At 36.8% G+C, this 19,234-nt stretch carries 19 protein-coding genes and 1 pseudogene; 11 read left to right on the top strand and 9 right to left on the bottom strand.

Annotated features, from left to right (window positions below):
• Positions 1 to 6 precede the first annotated feature (6 nt).
• Entirely contained in the window at positions 7 to 1,044 is a 1,038-nt protein-coding gene (locus EG339_RS20320) for a hypothetical protein (RefSeq protein ID WP_123871709.1), read from the bottom strand.
• A gap of 355 nt (positions 1,045 to 1,399) precedes the next feature.
• Between EG339_RS20320 and EG339_RS20315 the strand changes: the two genes are divergently transcribed.
• Positions 1,400 to 1,810: an META domain-containing protein gene (locus EG339_RS20315; protein WP_123871708.1), complete on the top strand. Its 411-nt coding sequence runs from the start codon at positions 1,400 to 1,402 to the stop codon at positions 1,808 to 1,810.
• 49 nt (positions 1,811 to 1,859) lie between these two features.
• Here EG339_RS20315 and EG339_RS20310 read toward each other — a convergent pair whose 3' ends face one another.
• The 7 genes and pseudogenes from EG339_RS20310 to EG339_RS20280 form a co-directional block, all read right to left on the bottom strand.
• Complete coding sequence (locus tag EG339_RS20310) at positions 1,860 to 2,099, bottom strand: hypothetical protein (protein ID WP_002977986.1); 240 nt, start codon at positions 2,097 to 2,099, stop codon at positions 1,860 to 1,862.
• 36 nt (positions 2,100 to 2,135) lie between these two features.
• Entirely contained in the window at positions 2,136 to 3,452 is a 1,317-nt protein-coding gene (locus EG339_RS20305; RefSeq protein WP_123871707.1) for a hypothetical protein, read from the bottom strand.
• Between the two features lie 82 nt (positions 3,453 to 3,534).
• Positions 3,535 to 4,425 carry a 3-hydroxybutyryl-CoA dehydrogenase gene (locus tag EG339_RS20300; RefSeq protein WP_185146562.1) on the bottom strand — a complete coding sequence of 297 codons (891 nt, stop codon included), beginning with the start codon at positions 4,423 to 4,425 and terminating at the stop codon, positions 3,535 to 3,537.
• Positions 4,426 to 4,434: 9 nt separating this feature from the next.
• Positions 4,435 to 4,845, bottom strand: coding sequence for a hypothetical protein (locus EG339_RS20295; protein WP_123871705.1), 411 nt, complete (start codon positions 4,843 to 4,845; stop codon positions 4,435 to 4,437).
• 56 nt (positions 4,846 to 4,901) lie between these two features.
• Positions 4,902 to 5,225, bottom strand: a pseudogene (locus tag EG339_RS20290) (serine hydrolase); the annotation flags it as partial.
• A gap of 208 nt (positions 5,226 to 5,433) precedes the next feature.
• The gene (locus EG339_RS20285; protein ID WP_123871704.1) at positions 5,434 to 7,164 is read right to left on the bottom strand and encodes a cellulase family glycosylhydrolase; all 1,731 of its coding nucleotides are present in this window, start codon (positions 7,162 to 7,164) and stop codon (positions 5,434 to 5,436) included.
• Positions 7,165 to 7,473: 309 nt separating this feature from the next.
• Positions 7,474 to 8,442 carry a Gfo/Idh/MocA family protein gene (locus tag EG339_RS20280; protein WP_123871703.1) on the bottom strand — a complete coding sequence of 323 codons (969 nt, stop codon included), beginning with the start codon at positions 8,440 to 8,442 and terminating at the stop codon, positions 7,474 to 7,476.
• Between the two features lie 148 nt (positions 8,443 to 8,590).
• On the opposite strand from EG339_RS20280, the gene EG339_RS20275 reads away from it, so the two are divergent.
• The 9 genes from EG339_RS20275 to EG339_RS20235 all read left to right on the top strand — a co-directional run bounded on the left by EG339_RS20275 (position 8,591) and on the right by EG339_RS20235 (position 16,679).
• Positions 8,591 to 9,271 (top strand): hypothetical protein, encoded by a 681-nt coding sequence (locus tag EG339_RS20275; protein ID WP_123871702.1) that lies wholly within the window; start codon positions 8,591 to 8,593, stop codon positions 9,269 to 9,271.
• A gap of 100 nt (positions 9,272 to 9,371) precedes the next feature.
• The gene (locus tag EG339_RS20270) at positions 9,372 to 10,022 is read left to right on the top strand and encodes a protein-L-isoaspartate(D-aspartate) O-methyltransferase (RefSeq protein WP_123871701.1); all 651 of its coding nucleotides are present in this window, start codon (positions 9,372 to 9,374) and stop codon (positions 10,020 to 10,022) included.
• Between the two features lie 291 nt (positions 10,023 to 10,313).
• Entirely contained in the window at positions 10,314 to 10,568 is a 255-nt protein-coding gene (locus tag EG339_RS20265; RefSeq protein WP_123871700.1) for a prevent-host-death protein, read from the top strand.
• Between the two features lie 81 nt (positions 10,569 to 10,649).
• Positions 10,650 to 11,636 carry a 2-hydroxyacid dehydrogenase gene (locus EG339_RS20260; protein WP_123871699.1) on the top strand — a complete coding sequence of 329 codons (987 nt, stop codon included), beginning with the start codon at positions 10,650 to 10,652 and terminating at the stop codon, positions 11,634 to 11,636.
• A gap of 50 nt (positions 11,637 to 11,686) precedes the next feature.
• On the top strand, positions 11,687 to 11,980 hold the full coding sequence (locus EG339_RS20255) for a hypothetical protein (protein WP_123871698.1): 294 nt from the start codon (positions 11,687 to 11,689) through the stop codon (positions 11,978 to 11,980).
• Between the two features lie 299 nt (positions 11,981 to 12,279).
• Positions 12,280 to 14,265 (top strand): urocanate hydratase, encoded by a 1,986-nt coding sequence (locus EG339_RS20250; RefSeq protein ID WP_123871697.1) that lies wholly within the window; start codon positions 12,280 to 12,282, stop codon positions 14,263 to 14,265.
• Between the two features lie 18 nt (positions 14,266 to 14,283).
• On the top strand, positions 14,284 to 14,826 hold the full coding sequence (locus EG339_RS20245; protein WP_123871696.1) for a Crp/Fnr family transcriptional regulator: 543 nt from the start codon (positions 14,284 to 14,286) through the stop codon (positions 14,824 to 14,826).
• 380 nt (positions 14,827 to 15,206) lie between these two features.
• A complete protein-coding gene (locus tag EG339_RS20240; RefSeq protein ID WP_123871695.1) occupies positions 15,207 to 15,968 on the top strand; it encodes an MBL fold metallo-hydrolase in 762 nt (253 codons plus the stop codon).
• Between the two features lie 132 nt (positions 15,969 to 16,100).
• Positions 16,101 to 16,679: a hypothetical protein gene (locus EG339_RS20235; protein ID WP_123871694.1), complete on the top strand. Its 579-nt coding sequence runs from the start codon at positions 16,101 to 16,103 to the stop codon at positions 16,677 to 16,679.
• Between the two features lie 47 nt (positions 16,680 to 16,726).
• Here the strand turns inward: EG339_RS20235 and tpx are convergent, their stop codons facing one another.
• The gene (gene tpx / locus EG339_RS20230; protein WP_378114383.1) at positions 16,727 to 17,227 is read right to left on the bottom strand and encodes a thiol peroxidase; all 501 of its coding nucleotides are present in this window, start codon (positions 17,225 to 17,227) and stop codon (positions 16,727 to 16,729) included.
• A gap of 242 nt (positions 17,228 to 17,469) precedes the next feature.
• Between tpx and EG339_RS20225 the strand changes: the two genes are divergently transcribed.
• Positions 17,470 to 19,098, top strand: a complete 1,629-nt coding sequence (locus EG339_RS20225; RefSeq protein ID WP_123871692.1) for an NADP-dependent glyceraldehyde-3-phosphate dehydrogenase — start codon at positions 17,470 to 17,472, stop codon at positions 19,096 to 19,098.
• The last annotated feature ends 136 nt before the right edge of the window (positions 19,099 to 19,234 follow it).

Here is a 19,234-nt window from a genome sequence, read left to right as displayed (position 1 = left end):
TCTTTTTTAATTTTGAAATTTTACAAAATCCAGATAAAAAGCAGGGTTTCCTGCATTGAAGGTTGTAGGAACTATTAAATTGGTTTTTCCGGCAAATACAGTATAAGTTCCGGGATTGGCAAAATAAAGTACCCGGTTCTGGTCTCTCGGGAACATAAAGGCGGCGGTATTGGAGCCGCAATAGCTCCTCCATACATCCCCGATACCGTTAATGTAGAAAAAATAATCATTACATTCTGAATTAATGGATATACCGCAACGGAAAAAATACCATCCTTTTTCCGGGATAACTACACTCAGCCCCGTATTGAACGGACCTCCTGCTGCGCCGGTAAAAGGATTTACAAGTGTCCCTGAAGCTGGAGTCCAGGCATTGGCAAAAGCTGTTACAACAGTAGTAGACCATGTTGCCACACCATTTGGATCACTGGTAAGCACTTTACCCAGACCCTGGGTGCCATCAGTTATTTTCAAGGCTCCTGCTGTGGTTCCGTTATTAATTTCCAGGGGAACAGATGGAGTAGTAGTTCCTATGCCTACTCTGTTATTAGCACCATCTATGGATAATGTGGTATTGTTAACAGAAAAACCGTTAGTGGCGGAAGTTGTAAAGGCAAGAGGAAAATTACCCTGTAATATACTTGTATTTCTGTTAAGACTTCCTCCTAATTCCATTTGGCTTCCGTTTAAAGAAAGTCCGTTTGCTGCTGTCGTGAGGGCATTTTTGCCTACCTTTTGCCAGATATTTCCATCAAAAAAGTAATAGCCTTCTTCTGTGATGTTAGCTGTTTTTGTACTTGGTACCGCAACAGCTGATATTGCATAGATAAGGGTTCCTTTCTGATCTGCCCCATAGCTGGCATCGCCTGCTTTAATCTGATCCCCCGTAAGCCGGGGAGCAATAATTCCTTCAGGCTGGCTGCCATCGGTGGTTTTGGCACTGATATCAAGGCTGGCTTTAGGATCAGGAGTATTAATGCCTACTTGGGAAAAAAACAGATTAAAGGATAACAGAAACATTGTGGTGTAGAAGTTTTTTTTCATACTGGTTAAAATCTTTTAATTTTTTTAAAGTCTAATTTTGATACAATAAAAATAATTGTTAAATATTGATATTAATAATAAATTAGTATTAAATTTATTATTAATTTATTTTTATATTTGTTATTTGATAAAATATACATTTGTATTTGTTTATTGTTGATTTTTTATAAATTACTTTGTTTGTGGTTTAGAGACGCGGATAGAGTAAAATATGTATTCTTTTTTGCGTATGAAAAAGTATATATTGGGGGCAGAATACATTGAAAATATAAAGTGTTAAAGAATAATAAAATTAGTTACAGCCCGTTTAAATAATATAAAATCCGTAAATTTGGGTTAATTCAAATAGTAAAAAATGAAAAATCTTTTTTTAAGTATATGTACAGCAGCAGTATTGGCATCATGTGGAACTATGACAAGCCCGTCTGCTTCTAAAGTAGGAAAAGCCCAGCCGGCTCTTGCCAATACAAAATGGACATTGGCTGAAAATGTAAAAGGTAAAGTTCCTACCTTAAATATTGAAGGAGAAAAAATTAATGGAAATGCAGGATGCAACAACTATTTTGGAACGGCTACCATAGATCCTTCCACAGGAGGCTTTTCTGCAGGGCAAATGGGGTCTACAAAGATGATGTGTAATAACATCGGAGTAGAGCAGAACTTTATGGATATGATGGGAAAAGCTAATAAATATGTAATTTCAGGAAATACACTGGAGCTTTATAAAGACAATCTTTTATTATTGAAATTCAATAAATCAGAATAAAAAGAAAAAGGAACTCAATTTGAGTTCCTTTTTTATGATTTAGATGTTATTAATCTTCCTCTTCTTCGTCGTACTTAGCCAACTCTTCATCGCACCATTTGAAAGCTGCTTCAACTACTTTTGTAGCTTCATCTGCCATAGTTTCTTCATCATCTCCTTCAAGATCATCTAACCACTCAACTTCCTCTTCCTCAACGTTTAGGATAAATCTTGGATATTCTGTATGAACTACGAATAGATCTTCTGGAAATTCCGAATTATCTGCTAATAAAAACTTTGGTAATTTCATTTTTTTAATGTTTTAACTTTCTCAAAGATAATAAAATTATTGATATTTATTCTTGTCGATCTTAACTTTTTGTAAAACTTTATAGTGCGTTAATGTTGTCTTTTGTAATGTATCCTGAGGCTTGGAAGTAAAGCTTACCTGAGGGTTTACAGTGCTGATGATTTCTGCCAACTGCACTTTTTCCAAATCCTTGTCTTCGATAATATAAAACTTTAAAGGAACTTTATCCAGGTTTTCTGATTTTAAGAATTCTGTGATCTTTTTCCTGTTTTCAAGATAATTTCCTTTTGAAAGCCATGTAAATAACATTCCGGACATTAAGCTTAAAAGCCCGATGAGATAAACTTTAGTATTAAATAGCTCAAACAGCTTTTTAAAATAAACCAACCATAAAGGAAAGCTGAATGCTGCTATCAGTCTATAATCTATAGGCGTTAGAGAATAGAAATACTGTATAAAATAAGAACAGATGATCCCTGATACCCCTATGAATACATAAAAGAATTCAGTATCTGAAAGCTTTTGCCTGACAAAAAGGAAAACCATAAGGAGGATGTTCAGGAGACCTATTCCGTAAATTCCATAGTTGATGATACCTCCTGCAGGACTGGCCATATGAATAAAAGGGTTAAATGCGGTACACAATCCCTGAAATAATTCCACCAATAGCTGAGGCGTGGTGTGAAGGCCCATTTCTAAGAAGTCCTTTACATAGTTCTTATTAAAGTAATCGATGAATAAAAATTTATAAAGAACAACGAAAGCCATTCCTATAGTGGCCGAAATAATAAATACCGGCCCATATTTTCTTCTCCAGAAAATAAGTCCGTACAAACCAGTGCCTCCTATGATAAAGAGAGCGCTATATCTTATATTGTAGAGTAGGATCAGAGATAAAGAAAGGGAAAGAATAGCTTTCAGACCTTCCATTTTTCTGTCAATAATAAGGGCTGATGTATATAAAAAAAGGAATACAAAAGGCAAAATAAGAGCCTCGCTCATTGTAAAGGCAAAAATGGAGACAATACTGAATAAGCTGCATACAATAATAGATTCTTTGAAAAGGAATTGTTTTTTCCAGGCGAATAAAATAATAAATAAAAAGCCAAGGATGCCTATTACCTTACTGCTCCAGAATTCATCAGGACCAAAGTACGTAATGAATTTTATAGCGGCAGGGTAGCCTAAAGGAGTTGTTGTATTATCAATAGCAGGTAAACCGTGAGCAAACCTCATGAAGCGGATAGAGTCCGGGTTTACCCTTCCTTTTTCATTCAGTAAAAAACGAAAAATGGTCATCACAAAAGTAATGATGACCAAGAATATCTGGATATTTTTTTCTTTAATTTTCATCAAAGCTGTAGTTATTAAGTATCGTATAGAGGTTCGAGGCCCAAATTTATAACTTAAAACGCACAACTCATCATTTTGAAAACTATTTTAAAAACATTTTTGAAACTTTTTCAGCTTTTTTGCTTTCAGAATAATCATAGAAACCTTCCCCTGATTTTACCCCCAGTTTTCCGGCAGTTACCATGTTTACAAGCAATGGATTGGGAGCATACTTAGGATTCTTGAATCCGTCATACATAACATTCAGAATTGCAAGACATACATCAAGACCAATAAAATCTGCCAATTGAAGCGGCCCCATTGGATGAGCCATTCCTAATTTCATTACCGTATCAATTTCTTCTACACCAGCAACACCGTTGTAAAGAGTTTCAATTGATTCATTAATCATCGGCATTAATATTCTGTTAGCCACAAAACCCGGATAGTCATTCACTTCAACAGGAACTTTCCCTAGTGTTTTGCTCATTTCATAAATAGCATCGAAAGTCTCTTTAGAAGTAGAATATCCTTTGATGATCTCAACCAGTTTCATAATGGGAACCGGATTCATAAAATGCATTCCGATCACTTTATCTGCTCTTTTGGTAGCCGCTGCAATTTTCGTAATAGAAATGGAAGAAGTATTGGTGGCAAGGATACAGTTGGCAGGAGCCAATTCATCCATCTGGCCGAAGATCTTTAATTTAAGATCAAGATTTTCAGTAGCAGCTTCTACGATAAGGTCAGCAGCACCTACAGCATCATTAAGTGCTGTAAAAGTAGTAATGTTACCTAAAGTCTCCGCTTTTTGTTCTTCTGTAAGGTTTCCCTTTGCGATGATTCTGTCAAGGTTAGTAGTAATGGTTTTCAATCCTCTGTCTAAAGCTTCCTGGGATACATCCACAAGATTTACTTTAAAACCGCTTTGTGCGAAAGTATGTGCAATACCATTTCCCATGGTACCAGCTCCGATAACTACAATGTTTTTGATCATTTTCCTTTATTTTTTATAGATAGTTAAATTTTTTGCATTTATAAGATCCTCCCGATGAGCAATATCTGCCGGATCAAAATTTATATTTCCGATGTTTTGCGACTTTTTGTTATTGTTCTGGTTGGAAACAGAAGCCGTAAGCCCGCGTACAAGCCGTTTTCTTTGGTTGTTGGTAAGGAAATCAGTCCCTACATATAATTCAAATTCACCTTCTCTGCCCAATCCTCTTTGAATCAGGATCTCCAGACTTCTTATCTGGTTTTTTCTTTTAAATTCCTTCAGATAGCTGATGATTGGTTTTTCAGAAGCCGGCCCGCAGCATACACTGGTATAGCTGATCCTTAAATAGTCTTGATTCTTCTGCGAGAAGAAGAATGTAGAATAGAATAAAGCCGCTGCTAATAGTAATTTTTTCATAATGATGAGCTCAGAAAATCCATCCGATTCTCTGCGCTAAAATTAAGCTTAATATTTTATTTATTAAAATTATCCCGGACTGCATTGGAAATATCAGGGATTATTCTGCAGTTCTCAACCTCAGAATCTTTGGAATTGCTTATCTACACAGCAATGGCATAGTGTTTTACATTCGGAAGAGTGATGATTCCCATATCATTTTCTGCGCCCGTAAGAATGTTATCTTTTATGCCGGAAGATCCGTTTTTATGCGCTGCCTGAGTTCCTTTTGGCAATTGTTCTACAATTTTATTGGCTCCGGCTGGGGGAGCCAGCCCAATTTTCATCAGGGAGTCAGTAGATTGTTTCGGAAGTAATTTTGCGTCATAGAATTTTTTCAAATTCTGGCTGTATTTAAAATTATTTTCAAATCCCAGAAAGGAAACACCTGTTGTGTCTTGTTCATCTTTTGTAATAGAGCTGATCTTTTTCTGTACGGATGCAAAAACTGATAGTAAAGGAAAATTGTAATTATTTTTTATAAAGACGGCTTAAAAAGAAATCCCTTTTAAAGAATTAAAAGGGATCTGCAATTTAAGGGAGTTCCTGTTATTTCAGTTCAAAATAATTCAGATTTAAGCCATCATTTTCAAAAATGATCCTGATTTTGTTTTCTTCCTTCTGGAGCGGAATGTTTTTCGAAGAGAATGTTGTCCAGTTCTCATTATTACCCGTAGGCTGTAGTGTAATACTGGCTAATAACTTTCCTGAAGCATCTTCCAGCCTTACTTTTGAAGAAGTGACCGATGAATATCTGATATCGATGGTATAGTTTTTTGCTGTTTTGGAATTCACTGTATACTGAAGCCATTCTCCTTTTTCTGTTTTTCCTACATAATACTGATTCGTTATTTTATCATGACACGGATAGATATCCACACCATCATTTCTCATCTGCTGTCCGGAATTCCATTCTGACCTTTTAGCAGGATCACTCACCCAGAGGTTGATAAAATCTTTATCCAGATATGCCGCACCCATTCTTCCCAAATCATAGTCTGAAGCATATATTCTTCCGGGAACCTGATGGTCCTTAAAAGGTTTTGTAGAACCATCTGCTACCTGTCTGAACATTGCATCAATAACGTCGTTTTTAACCTCCACATGGCTGAATTTATAATTGTCGGCTATTTTCATCAATGCCTTTTTTGCATATTCCTTTGATGGCTTTTCTCCACCATTTTTCCAATAGTCCAACAGCTTTTCATACTCAGGAGTTGTTCTTACGTTGGTAATTCCGGCAATATTATCAATCTTTTTCATAGGCCAGAAAGCGTATCCGATATTGTGTTTATCCAATAGCTGGATAAGTTCAGTAAACCAGACATTAGAGTTTTCACCGGTTTCCCCAAGCCAGATTGGCATATTGTGTTTTGCTCTTAAATCTAAAGCAAATTGTATGGTTTTATCATCATTATCATTCCAGTATTTATGGAAGCTGAAAGCCATGTTGTTATCCCAGATCGGTATTAGGCCATTGTAATTATTTCCCCAACCGTTTCCTTCAATAAAAATAATATGTTTCTGATCCACTTCACGGATCGCAGCAGTGATGTCTTTCTGTAATTTCCAAAGAGGAGCATTCGACATTTCGTCTGTACCATTTGGATTTTTTCCGGTGAAATTGATGTTAGGCTCATTAATGATATCATATCCGCCTATCCATGGTTCGTTTTTATAGCGTTCTGCTAATTTTTTCCAGAGTGCAATTGTTTTTCTCTGATTCTCTTCATTTTCCCAAAGGGATGGTTTCGTTTTATCATTATCGGAAATATTTGCATCATTTCCCTGTCCGCCAGGAGCTGCATGAAGGTCAAGAATTAAATAGATTTTGTTGTCTTTACACCATTGGAGAAGGTCATCTGTCATTTTAAAACCCTCTTCCAGCCAGGTGTCTTTACCTTTTGCAGGTTCCTTTTCTATAGGAAGTGTATACAGATTGTAATGCATCGGAAGCCTGATTGAGTTGAATCCGGCCTTTGCCAAGAAATCAATGTCCTGTTTGGTAATACCATTCTTTAGATATGCTTTATAGAACTCCTGCATTCCGTCCTCACCAATCAGTTCAGCTATTTTCTCCTTGATTTTATATTGCGGCCCTGCAAAATCTGCCGTTTTCAGCATATAACCCTCCTGAAGCATCCATCCGCCCAATCCAAGGCCTCTCAATTGGATATTTTCACCTTTATCATTAACGATTTTTTGACCGGAAGTCTTTAATAATTGTGATGTCCCAAATTGAGACAATAATAAAGCGGATAATAGGATTACTCTTTTCATAGTTGTTTTGGTTTTAAATTATAGAGAAGGGTTTATAAAAATAAGGTAGAATCAAAATAAGAATCAATATTGAGATCGCTTATTTTGGCTGGCATCCATTGTATATGTAAAACAAAATTCTTCAATTGTTTATTGAACTGTCGTTCAAATATATTGTTTTTTTGTTTTAAAATCTACTTTATATTGATAATAATTCATTTTTATATCAGTAAATGAATATGAATAATCAATAAAAAATGCTATCCCATAACCACTTTGTGATTGATAGGATAGCATTGTTACTGTTGCTGTTCATAGAAACAGCATATTTTATTTTTGGCTGATCAGTTTCATAATTTCCAAAGCAACTTTTAACGCTTCCGTTCCATCTTCAAGGGAAACCTCCACATTTTTATCAGCGGTGATAGCATCAGCAAAAGAATTCAGTTCGTCAAGAATCGCATTATTAGGCTGAATGTTTGGATATTCAAACAGGATCTGGTTTTTCTCTCCTTCCGCATTTTCAATTATCATATCGAATGGAGTGGGGTTTTCCGGAGCATCTTTCATCCTGATCACTTCTGCTTTTTTCTCAAGGAAATCTACAGAAATATAAGCATCTTTCTGGAAAAATCTACTCTTTCTCATAGCTTTCATTGAAATTCTGGAAGTCGTAAGATTAGCAACGCATCCGTTTTCAAACTCTATTCTGGCATTGGCAATATCAGGAGTTTTACTTACTACACAAACACCACTTGCGTGGATGCTTTTTACTTTAGATTTTGCAATGCTTAATAAAATATCCAGGTCGTGGATCATCAAATCCAATACTACAGAAACATCTGTTCCACGTGGATTGAATTCAGCCAAACGGTGAATTTCAATAAACATTGGGTTGTTGATATATTCTTTAGTGGCTATGAAGGCAGGATTATATCTTTCAACATGTCCTACCTGTGCTTTAATACCTTTTTCCTGACATAAACGAAGAATTTCTTCTGCCTGTTCAAGTGTTTGGGTAATTGGTTTTTCAATAAAGAAATGAAGCCCTTTTGCAATTGCTTTCAATGCATAATCATAATGATAGATTGTTGGAGTAACAATGTCCAGCATATCGATCTGCTCAAGCAATTCATCAAAATTTTCAAAATATTTATATCCGAATTCTGCTTCTAACTTTTTCCCGTTTTCAGCATCCTTATCGTGAAAACCTATAAATTCATATCGATCTGACTGATTAAGAAGTTTTAAGTGGATCTTTCCCAAGTGTCCGGCACCTACCAAACCTGCTTTTAACATAGCTGTATTAAATTTTTGTAAAGATAGTGAATGTATGGTATAAAAATACATGACTTTTCACTTGGATTTTTTAGCTGATAAGTAGAGAATGTAGATCTTACCGATTAAAAGAATTGTATTAAATTCGCGTCCGATAAAATTATCAACTATGAAAAAAATATATTTCGTCTTATCAATAGCCGGATTATTAGCTACAGGGTGTTCAGGTTCTGGAGATAATATTGCCACTGAAGTACACAATAACCCACTTCCACAACCTAAGTGTGAGACTCCAACAAGTTTAAGTTTTAAGCCACTGTATAATATTTTTTCCTGGAGCAGCAATAGTGCCCAGGGAACAGGCTTTTTCGAAGTACAATATGGTGAACAGGGATTCTCTCTGGGAACCGGCTCTAAAGCTGAAGTGAACAATACTTCTTACAGCCTTCCACTATTTAAAGGGAAGAAATATGATCTGTATGTAAGAAAGAACTGTGGAACAACAGATGGCAAGAGCGATTGGGCAGGGCCAATCACCATTCTTTCAGAAAATACTACCGCTTGTGTAAAGCCAGGGTATGTTAATTATACTACATCAACTTCTTCTGTGTATGATCCTACTTTTTCAGCCACTGTTTCCTGGGAAAATGATGGTCTTTCTGTATACGAAGTCTATTTAGGAACTAGTAGTACGCCACCGGCTCCGGGAAATGGCGATCCAATTATTCCAGGGCATAATGCTGCCTTTTCAAACTTAAATAAGACCATTTCTTATATGTTTTATGTTAGAAAAAGATGTGCAGATAATACCTATACCGATGTCACCTCGCAGGTTGTAAAATGGAATTAATATATAAACAGAGCTGTCAGATTTTTGACAGCTTTATTTTTGTGGATAATTCTTTTGCCTGATTTCTGAAATCTAAAATCTAATTTATTATTTTTGTCACATGCAGGATTCGTTTGTACATAAAGGAAAAAGAAAGAATTTAGTAGAATATCTCAGATATAAAATCGGGATTTCGGATGAAAATGTACTTTCGGCAATGAATGAAGTTCCGAGGCATCTTTTCATTGAAAGTATTTTTGAAGATTTTGCTTATGAAGACAGGGCTTTCCCTATATTGGCGCATCAAACTATTTCACATCCTTCAACGGTGGCGGAACAATCTGAACTGTTACGGGTGAAAGCCGGTGAAAAAGTACTGGAGATTGGTACAGGATGTGGATACCAGACAGCCGTTTTATTGGCGATGAAAGCTCATGTTTATACTGTAGAAAGACAGAAAGATTTATTTGACTTCTCTAAAAATAAGCTGAGGGAGCTTCATTTGTACCCAAAATTTCAAAGCTTTGGAGACGGTTTTGCAGGGCTGCCTACTTTTGCTCCTTTTGATAAAATTATTGTTACCTGCGGTGCCGGAACCTTGCCTACAGAGTTGTTAAAACAGTTAAAGGTAGGTGGAATTATGGTTATCCCATTAGGCCCAACAGATCAGCAGGTGCTGTACAGGTTTACAAAAGTAGGGCTTACAGAATTTGAAAAAGAAGAATTTGGAGCCTATAAATTTGTTCCCATGCTGGGAAGCACCAATCAATAAAACTTTCATAAGCTTGAAGCTAAAGAATACTTGTCAATTCCCTGAATTGGTAGAAACACTGGTCTCAAACACCAGTTCTTTGTGCAGGCTGCCGAATGACCGTATACAATAAATGTACAGTTATAGTTAATATGTTCAAGTGGAAATAAAACTTTTCCGTGAACTTTCATACAGTATCATTTGTGGTGATGGGGTTTTGCATAATTTAAAGTTTTTTTAATACATTTTTAGAGCTTTTCGGAACAGAAATTGGATTCCTTTCTAAACAAACCCACTTAAAATCTTATGATTATGGATACGAACAGATTCAAAGCGTCACATGATTTTAGTAACCTTCAGAAAAACCTGCATAATAATCCCGGATATAGTATAGAAAGCTATTCCCAGCAGGCGAAGGATTATATTAACGATATGAAAAGCAAGAATCAGGAAGCAACAAAACAAGGCTTTATGTCCCATGCACAAAAGTCAGCAAAAGAAGTTTGGGAAGAAATTCAGGAAATTGCTTCTGAGGCTTGGGAAAAGAATAAGAACCATTCTGATTAGAAGAAATAATTTTTAATATTAAAGTTCAATAACCTTACTTTCTGCAAGTGAGGTTTTTTATTTAAACTGAGATCAATAACAATGAAAGTCTTTATTAATAAAAGAATTCCTGAGATTGGAATCCATATGTTAGAAGAAGCTGGCTTGCAGGTTGCACTTCCTGAAAGCGAAAATCTTACTTATGAGGAATGGCTGCGGTATTGTCAAAATACTGATACCATTCTGAGTATTGGTACTGATTTCAGGTATGATAAGGAATTTTTCGAAGCCTGTCCCAACGTTAAAGCCATTGCATTGTATTCTGTAGGATTTGACCATGTTGATATTAAAGAGGCCAATCAAAGGAATATTCCCATTGGAAATACACCGGATGTGCTAAGCAGAGCGACCTCTGATGTGGCCTTTTTACTGATGCAGTCGGTAGCAAGAAGGGCAAGTTATAATTTTCAAAAAGTAAAAGAAGGAGGCTGGGATGCTTTTGATCCTTTGCATGCTTTGGGACAGGAGCTTTATGGTAAAACACTCGGTATTTTCGGATTAGGAAGAATCGGTTTTCAGATGGCTGAAAAATGTAAAAAAGCATTTGATATGGAGATCATTTATCACAACCGCCATCGTAATGAAGAAGCCGAAAGAGAGCTTAAGGCAACGTATGTTTCCTTTGATGAATTGGTCAGGAATTCAGATGTATTGAGTATTCATGCCAATTTTACCCCTGAACATAAAGATCTTTTTAATGAATCAGTATTTGAAAAGATGAGTCCTAATGCTATTTTTATCAACACAGCAAGAGGAGGTTTTCACCAGGAACAGGATTTATATAATGCATTAACCGAAGGGAAAATCTGGGGTGCAGGTCTTGATGTAACCAATCCGGAGCCCATGGCTGAAGATAATCCTCTCCTGGAGTTATCGAGTGTATGTATACTGCCACATATTGGTTCTGCTACCGTTGAAGCCAGAAACGGAATGGCTATACTGGCTGCCGAGAATATTATTGCCTTTTCAAAAGGAGAAGAGATGCTCAACTGTGCTAATCCTGAAATATATTATCATCATTCATCATAACTTGGAATTATTTTTGTTCTGAATACAGAGAATCTTAAAATCTAAATATCATGGCACCGGAAAACAATATTAACGAGCAGAATAAAAGACTTGAACGTATGGATTATGATCCTAATGAAGATATATTCAAAAGAGAGAAACATATCTCGCTTGATGGAGACGGAAATCCTATATTTGATGAAGATACGGATGAAGACAAAATAGATAAGGGCCTTGATATTCCCGGGGCAGACGATGATGATGAAATGGAAGAAATTGGGGCGGAAGATGAAGAGAACAATTATTGGAGCCTCAGTGATAATGAGGACGATCATGAAGAAGAGAATAATGATGTTTTAACTTAAATTTACCCATATAAAATATTTGCCTTGCTGATTTTCAGTGAGGTTTTTTTATTTTCGGATGATCACCTTATTCTGTAAGAAGAAATTCCCCTCCTCTGGAGGGGAATGTGAGTGCTTCTTTTCAAATATAGTATTTAAAATATACTGTTGAATATATTTTCACAGGATTAATAATCAGCTTTTTTGCCAAATCATTGTTTTAAACTTTCCTTTTCCCCTCTTTTGTTGCCTATATTTCTTAATTTGAATATCTTTAAAACTTCAAACATTGTCTAAAACATAGAACTTTAAATAGCAATATGACATTTCAAGAACAGATACAGCAGGGGATTCCTGATCAGCTGCCACAGCCAAAACCTTACGAAACCAATATTAACCATGCTCCAAAGCGTAAAGAAATTTTAGGAGAAGAAGAGAAAAAACTGGCATTAAAGAATGCTTTACGTTATTTTAATTCTAAGTTTCACGCAGAGTTGATTCCTGAATTTAAACAGGAACTGGAGGATTACGGAAGAATTTATATGTATCGTTTCCGTCCGGATTATGAGATGAAAGCAAGATCTATTGAAGAGTATCCGGGGAAATCTGAGCAGGCAAAGGCAATTATGTTAATGATTCAGAACAATTTGGATTATGCAGTAGCGCAGCATCCTCACGAACTGATTACTTATGGTGGAAATGGCGCTGTGTTCTCTAACTGGGCACAATATCTGCTGACCATGAAATATCTGTCTGAGATGACCAACGAGCAGACTTTGGTGATGTATTCAGGACACCCGATGGGGTTGTTCCCATCTCATAAAGATGCACCAAGAGTAGTAGTAACCAACGGAATGATGATCCCAAACTATTCCAAACCGGATGATTGGGAAAAATTCAATGCTCTTGGGGTAACGCAGTATGGGCAAATGACTGCAGGAAGTTATATGTACATTGGCCCGCAGGGAATTGTTCACGGAACAACTATTACTGCTTTAAACGCTTTCAGAAAGATCAATAAAGATCCCAAAGGAGGTCTTTTTGTGACTTCCGGGTTAGGAGGAATGAGTGGGGCTCAGCCAAAAGCAGGGAATATTGCCGGTTGTGTTACAGTATGTGCAGAAGTAAACCCCAAAATCACTAAAATCCGTCACGATCAGAAATGGGTGAACGAAATTCATGAAGATCTTGATGAGCTGGTAAGAAGAGTAAGAGAAGCACAGGCAAACAAAGAAACTGTTTCTTTAGCTTATCTTGGAAATGTGGTTGATGTCTGGGAGAAATTTGACCAGGAAAATTTAAGAATTGACATCGGATCAGACCAGACTTCGCTTCATAATCCTTGGGCTGGTGGATATTATCCGGTAGGACAAAGTTTTGAAGAATCTAATAAAATGATGGCTGAAGATCCTGAATTATTCAAAGAAAAAGTTCAGGAAACATTAAGAAGACATGCTGCAGCCATCAATAAACATACAGAAAAAGGAACATATTTCTTCGATTATGGGAATGCTTTTTTACTGGAAGCTTCCAGAGCCGGAGCTGATGTAATGGCCGAGAACCCAACATTAGGGAGAGAATTTAAATATCCAAGTTATGTTCAGGATATTATGGGACCTATGTGTTTCGATTATGGGTTCGGACCGTTCCGTTGGGTATGTACAAGCGGAAAACCGGAAGATTTACAGAAAACCGATGATATTGCGTGTGCAGTATTGGAGGAAATTATTAAAAATTCTCCGGAAGAGATCCAACAGCAAATGAAGGATAATATCCAGTGGATCAAAGGGGCGCAGGAAAATAAGCTGGTAGTTGGTTCACAGGCAAGAATCCTGTATGCTGATGCCGAAGGAAGAATGAAGATTGCTGAAGCCTTCAATAAAGCAATAAAAAGTGGTGAAATAGGGCCTGTAGTATTGGGTAGGGATCATCACGATGTTTCAGGAACAGATTCTCCTTACAGAGAAACTTCCAATATCTATGATGGCTCAAGATTTACTGCTGATATGGCCATTCACAATGTTATTGGCGACAGTTTCCGTGGAGCAACATGGGTTTCCATTCATAATGGAGGCGGTGTAGGCTGGGGAGAAGTCATCAATGGAGGTTTCGGAATGCTGCTGGACGGGAGTGATGATGCCGACAGGAGATTAAAGTCTATGCTTTTCTGGGATGTTAACAACGGAATATCAAGAAGAAGCTGGGCAAGAAATGAAGGGGCTATTTTTGCGATCAAAAGAGCCATGGAAATTGAGCCTAATTTAAAAGTGACTCTTCCGAATCTTGTAGATGAAAATTTACTGTAAACTATAAACAATTCAGCATTGGCAAATATTAATAAAAAACTGTTTTCACACCTCAATGTAGAGGATAATGATCCTGTTTGGGAAAGATTTGCTGAGGTTGAGTTTTCAAAGAAAAACATATTCTCGGACAATAAAGCCTATCTTCTTGAAGATGGGCTTGTCCGTAAATATTATATCAGCGGCTCATCAGACATTGATACCGAAGTTTGTGCAGAGTTTTATTTCCCCGGTGATATTTTTACCGTAGGAAATAACGGCTCCGAAGGAATTTATGAATCCATCAGCAATGGTCTTGCCTGGGAAATTACTTTAGCCGAAGTAAAGGAAATGTTCACTGTAAATCCTGAATGCCGCTTTGTACAAAACTACTACCTGAGCAGAAAGCTACACGCTGCCATGAAGCGGGAAATGCTTTTACTCAAAAATACACCTCAGGATCTTTATGAATATTTGTTAGCCAACAAATCTCATTATATCCAGAATATTCCTTTAAAATACCTGGCTTCCTATATTGGAATTACTCCTATCTCTTTGAGCAGAATCAGAAAGAGGATTACTTAAAGGCTGTAAGTTTGAAGATGGGAGCTGTAAGTTATCAACAGAATAATAAATGAGCTCATACTTTTAATGAGAGTTAATCCTGTTTTTTATAAATGCAAAGTTTCAATTTAAAATAAGCAAAATGTGAATCGATTTTCAATTGATTTGATGAAGCGTACACTTACCATTAACTTAGTCAACGGCTTAGCCGTCTTCTTTGCACTCTTAGACTCTGCAGCATAATAAATAAAAACTTTGCGTTTAAAAAAAGTCCTCACTTCAAAGAAAAGAAATAGAAGCTATAAAACGATAACTATCTTCCATATTCACTGCCTGAATTAATTAACTTTTGTTTATTGACTAGCCCTTCGGAAGTCTCTTACTTTGTGAAAAAAGAAATTATGGAAATACAAAAACTAAACTGGGCAGGAGTAAAACTCATTTCAAATAACAAAACCATCTTAATAGACGCTGTAGAAGATTATTCGTTCTATAAGCCCGTTTTAGGTGATGCGGTGGAAAATCTTATAGAATTTTCAGATCATGTACAAGCAGATTACATTCTGTTTACGCATATGCATCTCGATCATTTTGATAAAGGAGTTATCCGAAAATGTTTAAAAAAAGGCGGAAAACTGATCGTATACAAAGGTCTTGAAGCTGTAGTAAGAAAAATTTTGGATAATGTGGAGATCATTGTTCTTGATCTTAATGAAATCTTTACGGAAAATAATATTACCTTCAAACCCGTATTTGCGATGGATGGAGTGGGAGAAATACAGTCTTCCTGGATTGTAGAAGATGCAGCCACCAAGATCTTTCATGGTGGAGATACCATCTGGCATAACCAGTTCTGGAAGCTCGGTAAGGAAAATCCCAACATAGATTATGCATTTTTACCGGTAAATGGTGTGGTAGTCAATTTTGAAATTATCGGATTGGAATACAGCCCTGTTCCTGCTTCTCTCAATCTGAAGGAAGCTTTTGCAGCAGCTCATCTTTTACATGCTAAAAAGCTGGTTCCTATACATTACGGATTGTTTACTCATGAGAAATGTTATATCCCGCAATTGTTTGATGAGAATGATTTGGAAAGAATTTCTTCGGAAATTGGACAGGAGTATATGGTGTTGAAGGATGGGGAAATGGTGGTTGAGATTTAGATTTCGTTAGAAGCCTTTGCAATCTTCAATTTAAATCTTCATTCCGTTATTAATACAGATTTGTTTACAAACATTATATAGCTTTCCAACCTTTTTCATAACCTAAGCATCTTTATAATAAAAAGACCTGTTATGAAAATTACCATACCCAGACCTTGTCATGAAAATTGGGATAGCATGGCTGCTTCTGAAAAAGGAAAATTCTGCTCCGTTTGCTCCAAAACAGTTCATGATTTTTCAAATTTTTCAGATGAAGAGCTGATTAATACTTTTGATTCTGATAAAGATATTTGCGGAAGATTTCGGGAAGATCAGTTAAACGTGGATCTGAATTTTTCATTAGTAAGTAAACTGGCGTTGGGGCTGTTGGCATTTGGAAGTTTTACAGCTACCGTGAATGCACAGGAAACAAAATTGGAAAAGACAAAAGTTTCAGAAAAAGTACCCGGAGTTAAGATGAATGTCTTATCCGCAGATCCTTTCAACAGGAATTCAACCTTAAGAATTGGAGCTCCCGCCTTAACACCGCAAAACAGGCCGTTGGTTGTATTGGATGGTAAAAAGATTTCTATAGAAGAATTACGGGTGATAAAACCGGAGAGTATTGCGACAGTCAATAGTTTTACAGCAAAAGAAGCAGTAGAAAAATATGGTGAAGAAGCTAAAAATGGTGCAATTATAGTTACGACTAAAAAAAGGGAACTCAGATAAGAATAATAAAAAACTCCGATAACAGAAAGGTTGTCGGAGTTTTTAATTTATTGTTTCACAGCCTGAATTGCCGCTGCATAGTTGGGTTCCTGGGATATATCCGGTACCTGTTCTTCATAGATAATAGTTCCGGAAGGATCAATTACCACAACAGCTCTGCTGAGAAGCCCTTTCATGGGAGATTCTATCATTTCCACCCCATAATTCCACCCGAAATCTGAGCGGAAATCCGAAAGCATTACAACATTGTTGATTCCCTCAGCCCCGCAGAATCTCTTTTGAGCAAAAGGTAAATCCTTAGAAATACAAAGAACTACCGTATTGGGAAGGTTTCCTGCTTCTTCATTGAAATGGTGAACAGATGCAGAGCAAACGCCCGTATCTACACTTGGGAAGATATTCAGAATCACATATCTGCCTTTATATGCATCCAGGCTCTGATCGTTCATATTAACATCCGTAAGGGTAAATTTAGGAGCCGGTTTGTTTACATCCGGTAATTTGGAATAAGTACGTACAGGCGTTCCTTTCAATAAAACAGTATTAATGGGTTTAGATTTTTGGGCAAAACCCATTGCTGAGAAAAAGAATACCGTACTGAAAACTATTTTTGATAACATTGAAAATTTATTTTTAACAAAATTATTGTTTTTTTCAGTTGGGTGAGTTAATTTTCATTCAAATAGCGCTTTAATAGAGCAAATCTATTGAATACTTATTCTTAGAATCAATTTTTACGTCTACCTTTATTCTTCAAAACTTCAGATTCAAATTATTAAATACTAAAAATATGAGTTCAGCAAACAATGCATCATTTCAAAATATTTTTAAATACGAAAACGAAATTCCCGAAGAATATAAAGTACCCGAGATTCATCAGAAAGTTTATCTTCTGAATGGCGAGCTGGTAGAATGGAAAGGAGAAACACAGAATATTTATTCCCCTGTCTGTATCCCTACAGAAAACGGTTTGGAAAGAAAATTGTTGGGCAGTGTCCCGAACATTGGCCCTGAAGAAGCCATGGAAGTTCTTGAAGCCTGCGTAAAAGCTTATGATAACGGTCTTGGTGAATGGCCTACCATGTCTGTGGAAGGCAGAATCAAATGTATGCAGAAATTTGTGTATCTGATGATCCGGCAGCGTGATCTGATTATTAAACTGCTGATGTGGGAAATTGGGAAAACACTGGCAGATTCTACCAAGGAATTTGACCGTACTGTAGATTACATCAACCAAACCATTGATGCCTTAAAAGATCTGGACAGGGAATCTTCCCGCTTCCAACAGGCAGAAGGAACCATTGCACAGATCAGAAGAGCGCCTTTGGGAGTGGTTTTAAGCATGGGGCCTTTCAATTACCCTTTGAATGAGATCTTTACTACACTCATCCCTGCATTAATTATGGGAAATACCATCTTGTTTAAATTGCCAAAACACGGGGTATTAGCACATTATCCTTTACTGGATGCCTTTAAAGAAGCCTTCCCGAAAGGAACGGTAAACACTTTATATGGCAAAGGCTCCGAAATTATCACCCCCATCATGGAAAGCGGAAAAGTGAATGTCCTTGCTTTTATCGGGTCAAGTAAAGTAGCGAATGGACTGAAAAAGCTGCACCCAAAAGTAAACCGTCTAAGGGCTATTTTAAGCCTGGATGCTAAAAATGCAGCTATTGTTACTAAAAATGCCAATCTTGATGTGGCGGTTAGTGAATGTATTTTAGGAGCCCTTTCTTTCAACGGACAGCGTTGTACAGCCCTGAAGCTGATATTTGTTCAGAAAGAGGTAGCCCTTGAATTCACAGAGAAGCTTAGCGAAGCTGTTTCTGCACTAAAAGCAGGCCTGCCATGGGAAAAAGAGGTGAAAGTAACCCCGCTTCCGGAAGTGAATAAGCCGCCTTATCTTAGAGAATGTATTGAAGATGCTCTGCAGAAAGGAGCCGCAATTTTAAATAAGGACGGCGGCTATACAGAAGAATCCTTTGTCTTCCCAGCAGTGGTTTACCCTGTAAACAATGATATGAAACTGTATCATGAAGAACAGTTCGGTCCGGTAATTCCGGTAGTTCCGTTTGATGATATTGAAGAACCTATTGAATATCAGGTTAACGCTTCCCACGGTATGCAGGTAAGTATTTTCAGTGAAGATCCACAGGAAGTTGCACAATTAATTGATCCTTTTGTGAATCTGGTAAGCCGTGTCAATATCAACTGCCAGGCACAGCGTGGGCCGGATGTATTCCCTTTTACCGGAAGAAAAGACAGTGCAGAAGGTACACTTTCCGTTTTTGATGCCTTGCGCTCATTCTCAATCAGATCACTGGTAGCTGCAAAGCTTACAGACTCTAATAAAGAATTGCTGAATACCATTGTAAGGGAACATGATTCAAACTTTTTAAGTACAGACTATATTTTTTAGTCCTGATCCCTTACAGTACTTAATACAGAATAAAAATTTCTATTTTAAACAGTTTCGGCGGGCTGAAAGCCCGCCGAAACCTATTGATATGTATAAAGTGATTGAAATAAGGGTATTGTAAATAAAAGAAATGGTT

The organism is Chryseobacterium bernardetii, from assembly GCF_003815975.1.
GTDB lineage: Bacteria > Bacteroidota > Bacteroidia > Flavobacteriales > Weeksellaceae > Chryseobacterium > Chryseobacterium bernardetii.
Note: the sequence above shows the minus strand (reverse complement) of the source record. Positions and strands in the feature narration are given on the sequence as shown.

What these genes read in the sequence shown, in the direction of transcription:
- EG339_RS20320 (WP_123871709.1), bottom strand. Translation starts at nt 1,044, where the DNA reads ATGAAAAAAAACTTCTACACCACAATGTTTCTGTTATCCTTTAATCTG.
- EG339_RS20315 (WP_123871708.1), top strand. Translation starts at nt 1,400, where the DNA reads ATGAAAAATCTTTTTTTAAGTATATGTACAGCAGCAGTATTGGCATCA.
- EG339_RS20310 (WP_002977986.1), bottom strand. Translation starts at nt 2,099, where the DNA reads ATGAAATTACCAAAGTTTTTATTAGCAGATAATTCGGAATTTCCAGAA.
- EG339_RS20305 (WP_123871707.1), bottom strand. Translation starts at nt 3,452, where the DNA reads ATGAAAATTAAAGAAAAAAATATCCAGATATTCTTGGTCATCATTACT.
- EG339_RS20295 (WP_123871705.1), bottom strand. Translation starts at nt 4,845, where the DNA reads ATGAAAAAATTACTATTAGCAGCGGCTTTATTCTATTCTACATTCTTC.
- EG339_RS20285 (WP_123871704.1), bottom strand. Translation starts at nt 7,164, where the DNA reads ATGAAAAGAGTAATCCTATTATCCGCTTTATTATTGTCTCAATTTGGG.
- EG339_RS20280 (WP_123871703.1), bottom strand. Translation starts at nt 8,442, where the DNA reads ATGTTAAAAGCAGGTTTGGTAGGTGCCGGACACTTGGGAAAGATCCAC.
- EG339_RS20275 (WP_123871702.1), top strand. Translation starts at nt 8,591, where the DNA reads ATGAAAAAAATATATTTCGTCTTATCAATAGCCGGATTATTAGCTACA.
- EG339_RS20270 (WP_123871701.1), top strand. Translation starts at nt 9,372, where the DNA reads ATGCAGGATTCGTTTGTACATAAAGGAAAAAGAAAGAATTTAGTAGAA.
- EG339_RS20265 (WP_123871700.1), top strand. Translation starts at nt 10,314, where the DNA reads ATGGATACGAACAGATTCAAAGCGTCACATGATTTTAGTAACCTTCAG.
- EG339_RS20260 (WP_123871699.1), top strand. Translation starts at nt 10,650, where the DNA reads ATGAAAGTCTTTATTAATAAAAGAATTCCTGAGATTGGAATCCATATG.
- EG339_RS20255 (WP_123871698.1), top strand. Translation starts at nt 11,687, where the DNA reads ATGGCACCGGAAAACAATATTAACGAGCAGAATAAAAGACTTGAACGT.
- EG339_RS20250 (WP_123871697.1), top strand. Translation starts at nt 12,280, where the DNA reads ATGACATTTCAAGAACAGATACAGCAGGGGATTCCTGATCAGCTGCCA.
- EG339_RS20240 (WP_123871695.1), top strand. Translation starts at nt 15,207, where the DNA reads ATGGAAATACAAAAACTAAACTGGGCAGGAGTAAAACTCATTTCAAAT.
- EG339_RS20235 (WP_123871694.1), top strand. Translation starts at nt 16,101, where the DNA reads ATGAAAATTACCATACCCAGACCTTGTCATGAAAATTGGGATAGCATG.
- EG339_RS20225 (WP_123871692.1), top strand. Translation starts at nt 17,470, where the DNA reads ATGAGTTCAGCAAACAATGCATCATTTCAAAATATTTTTAAATACGAA.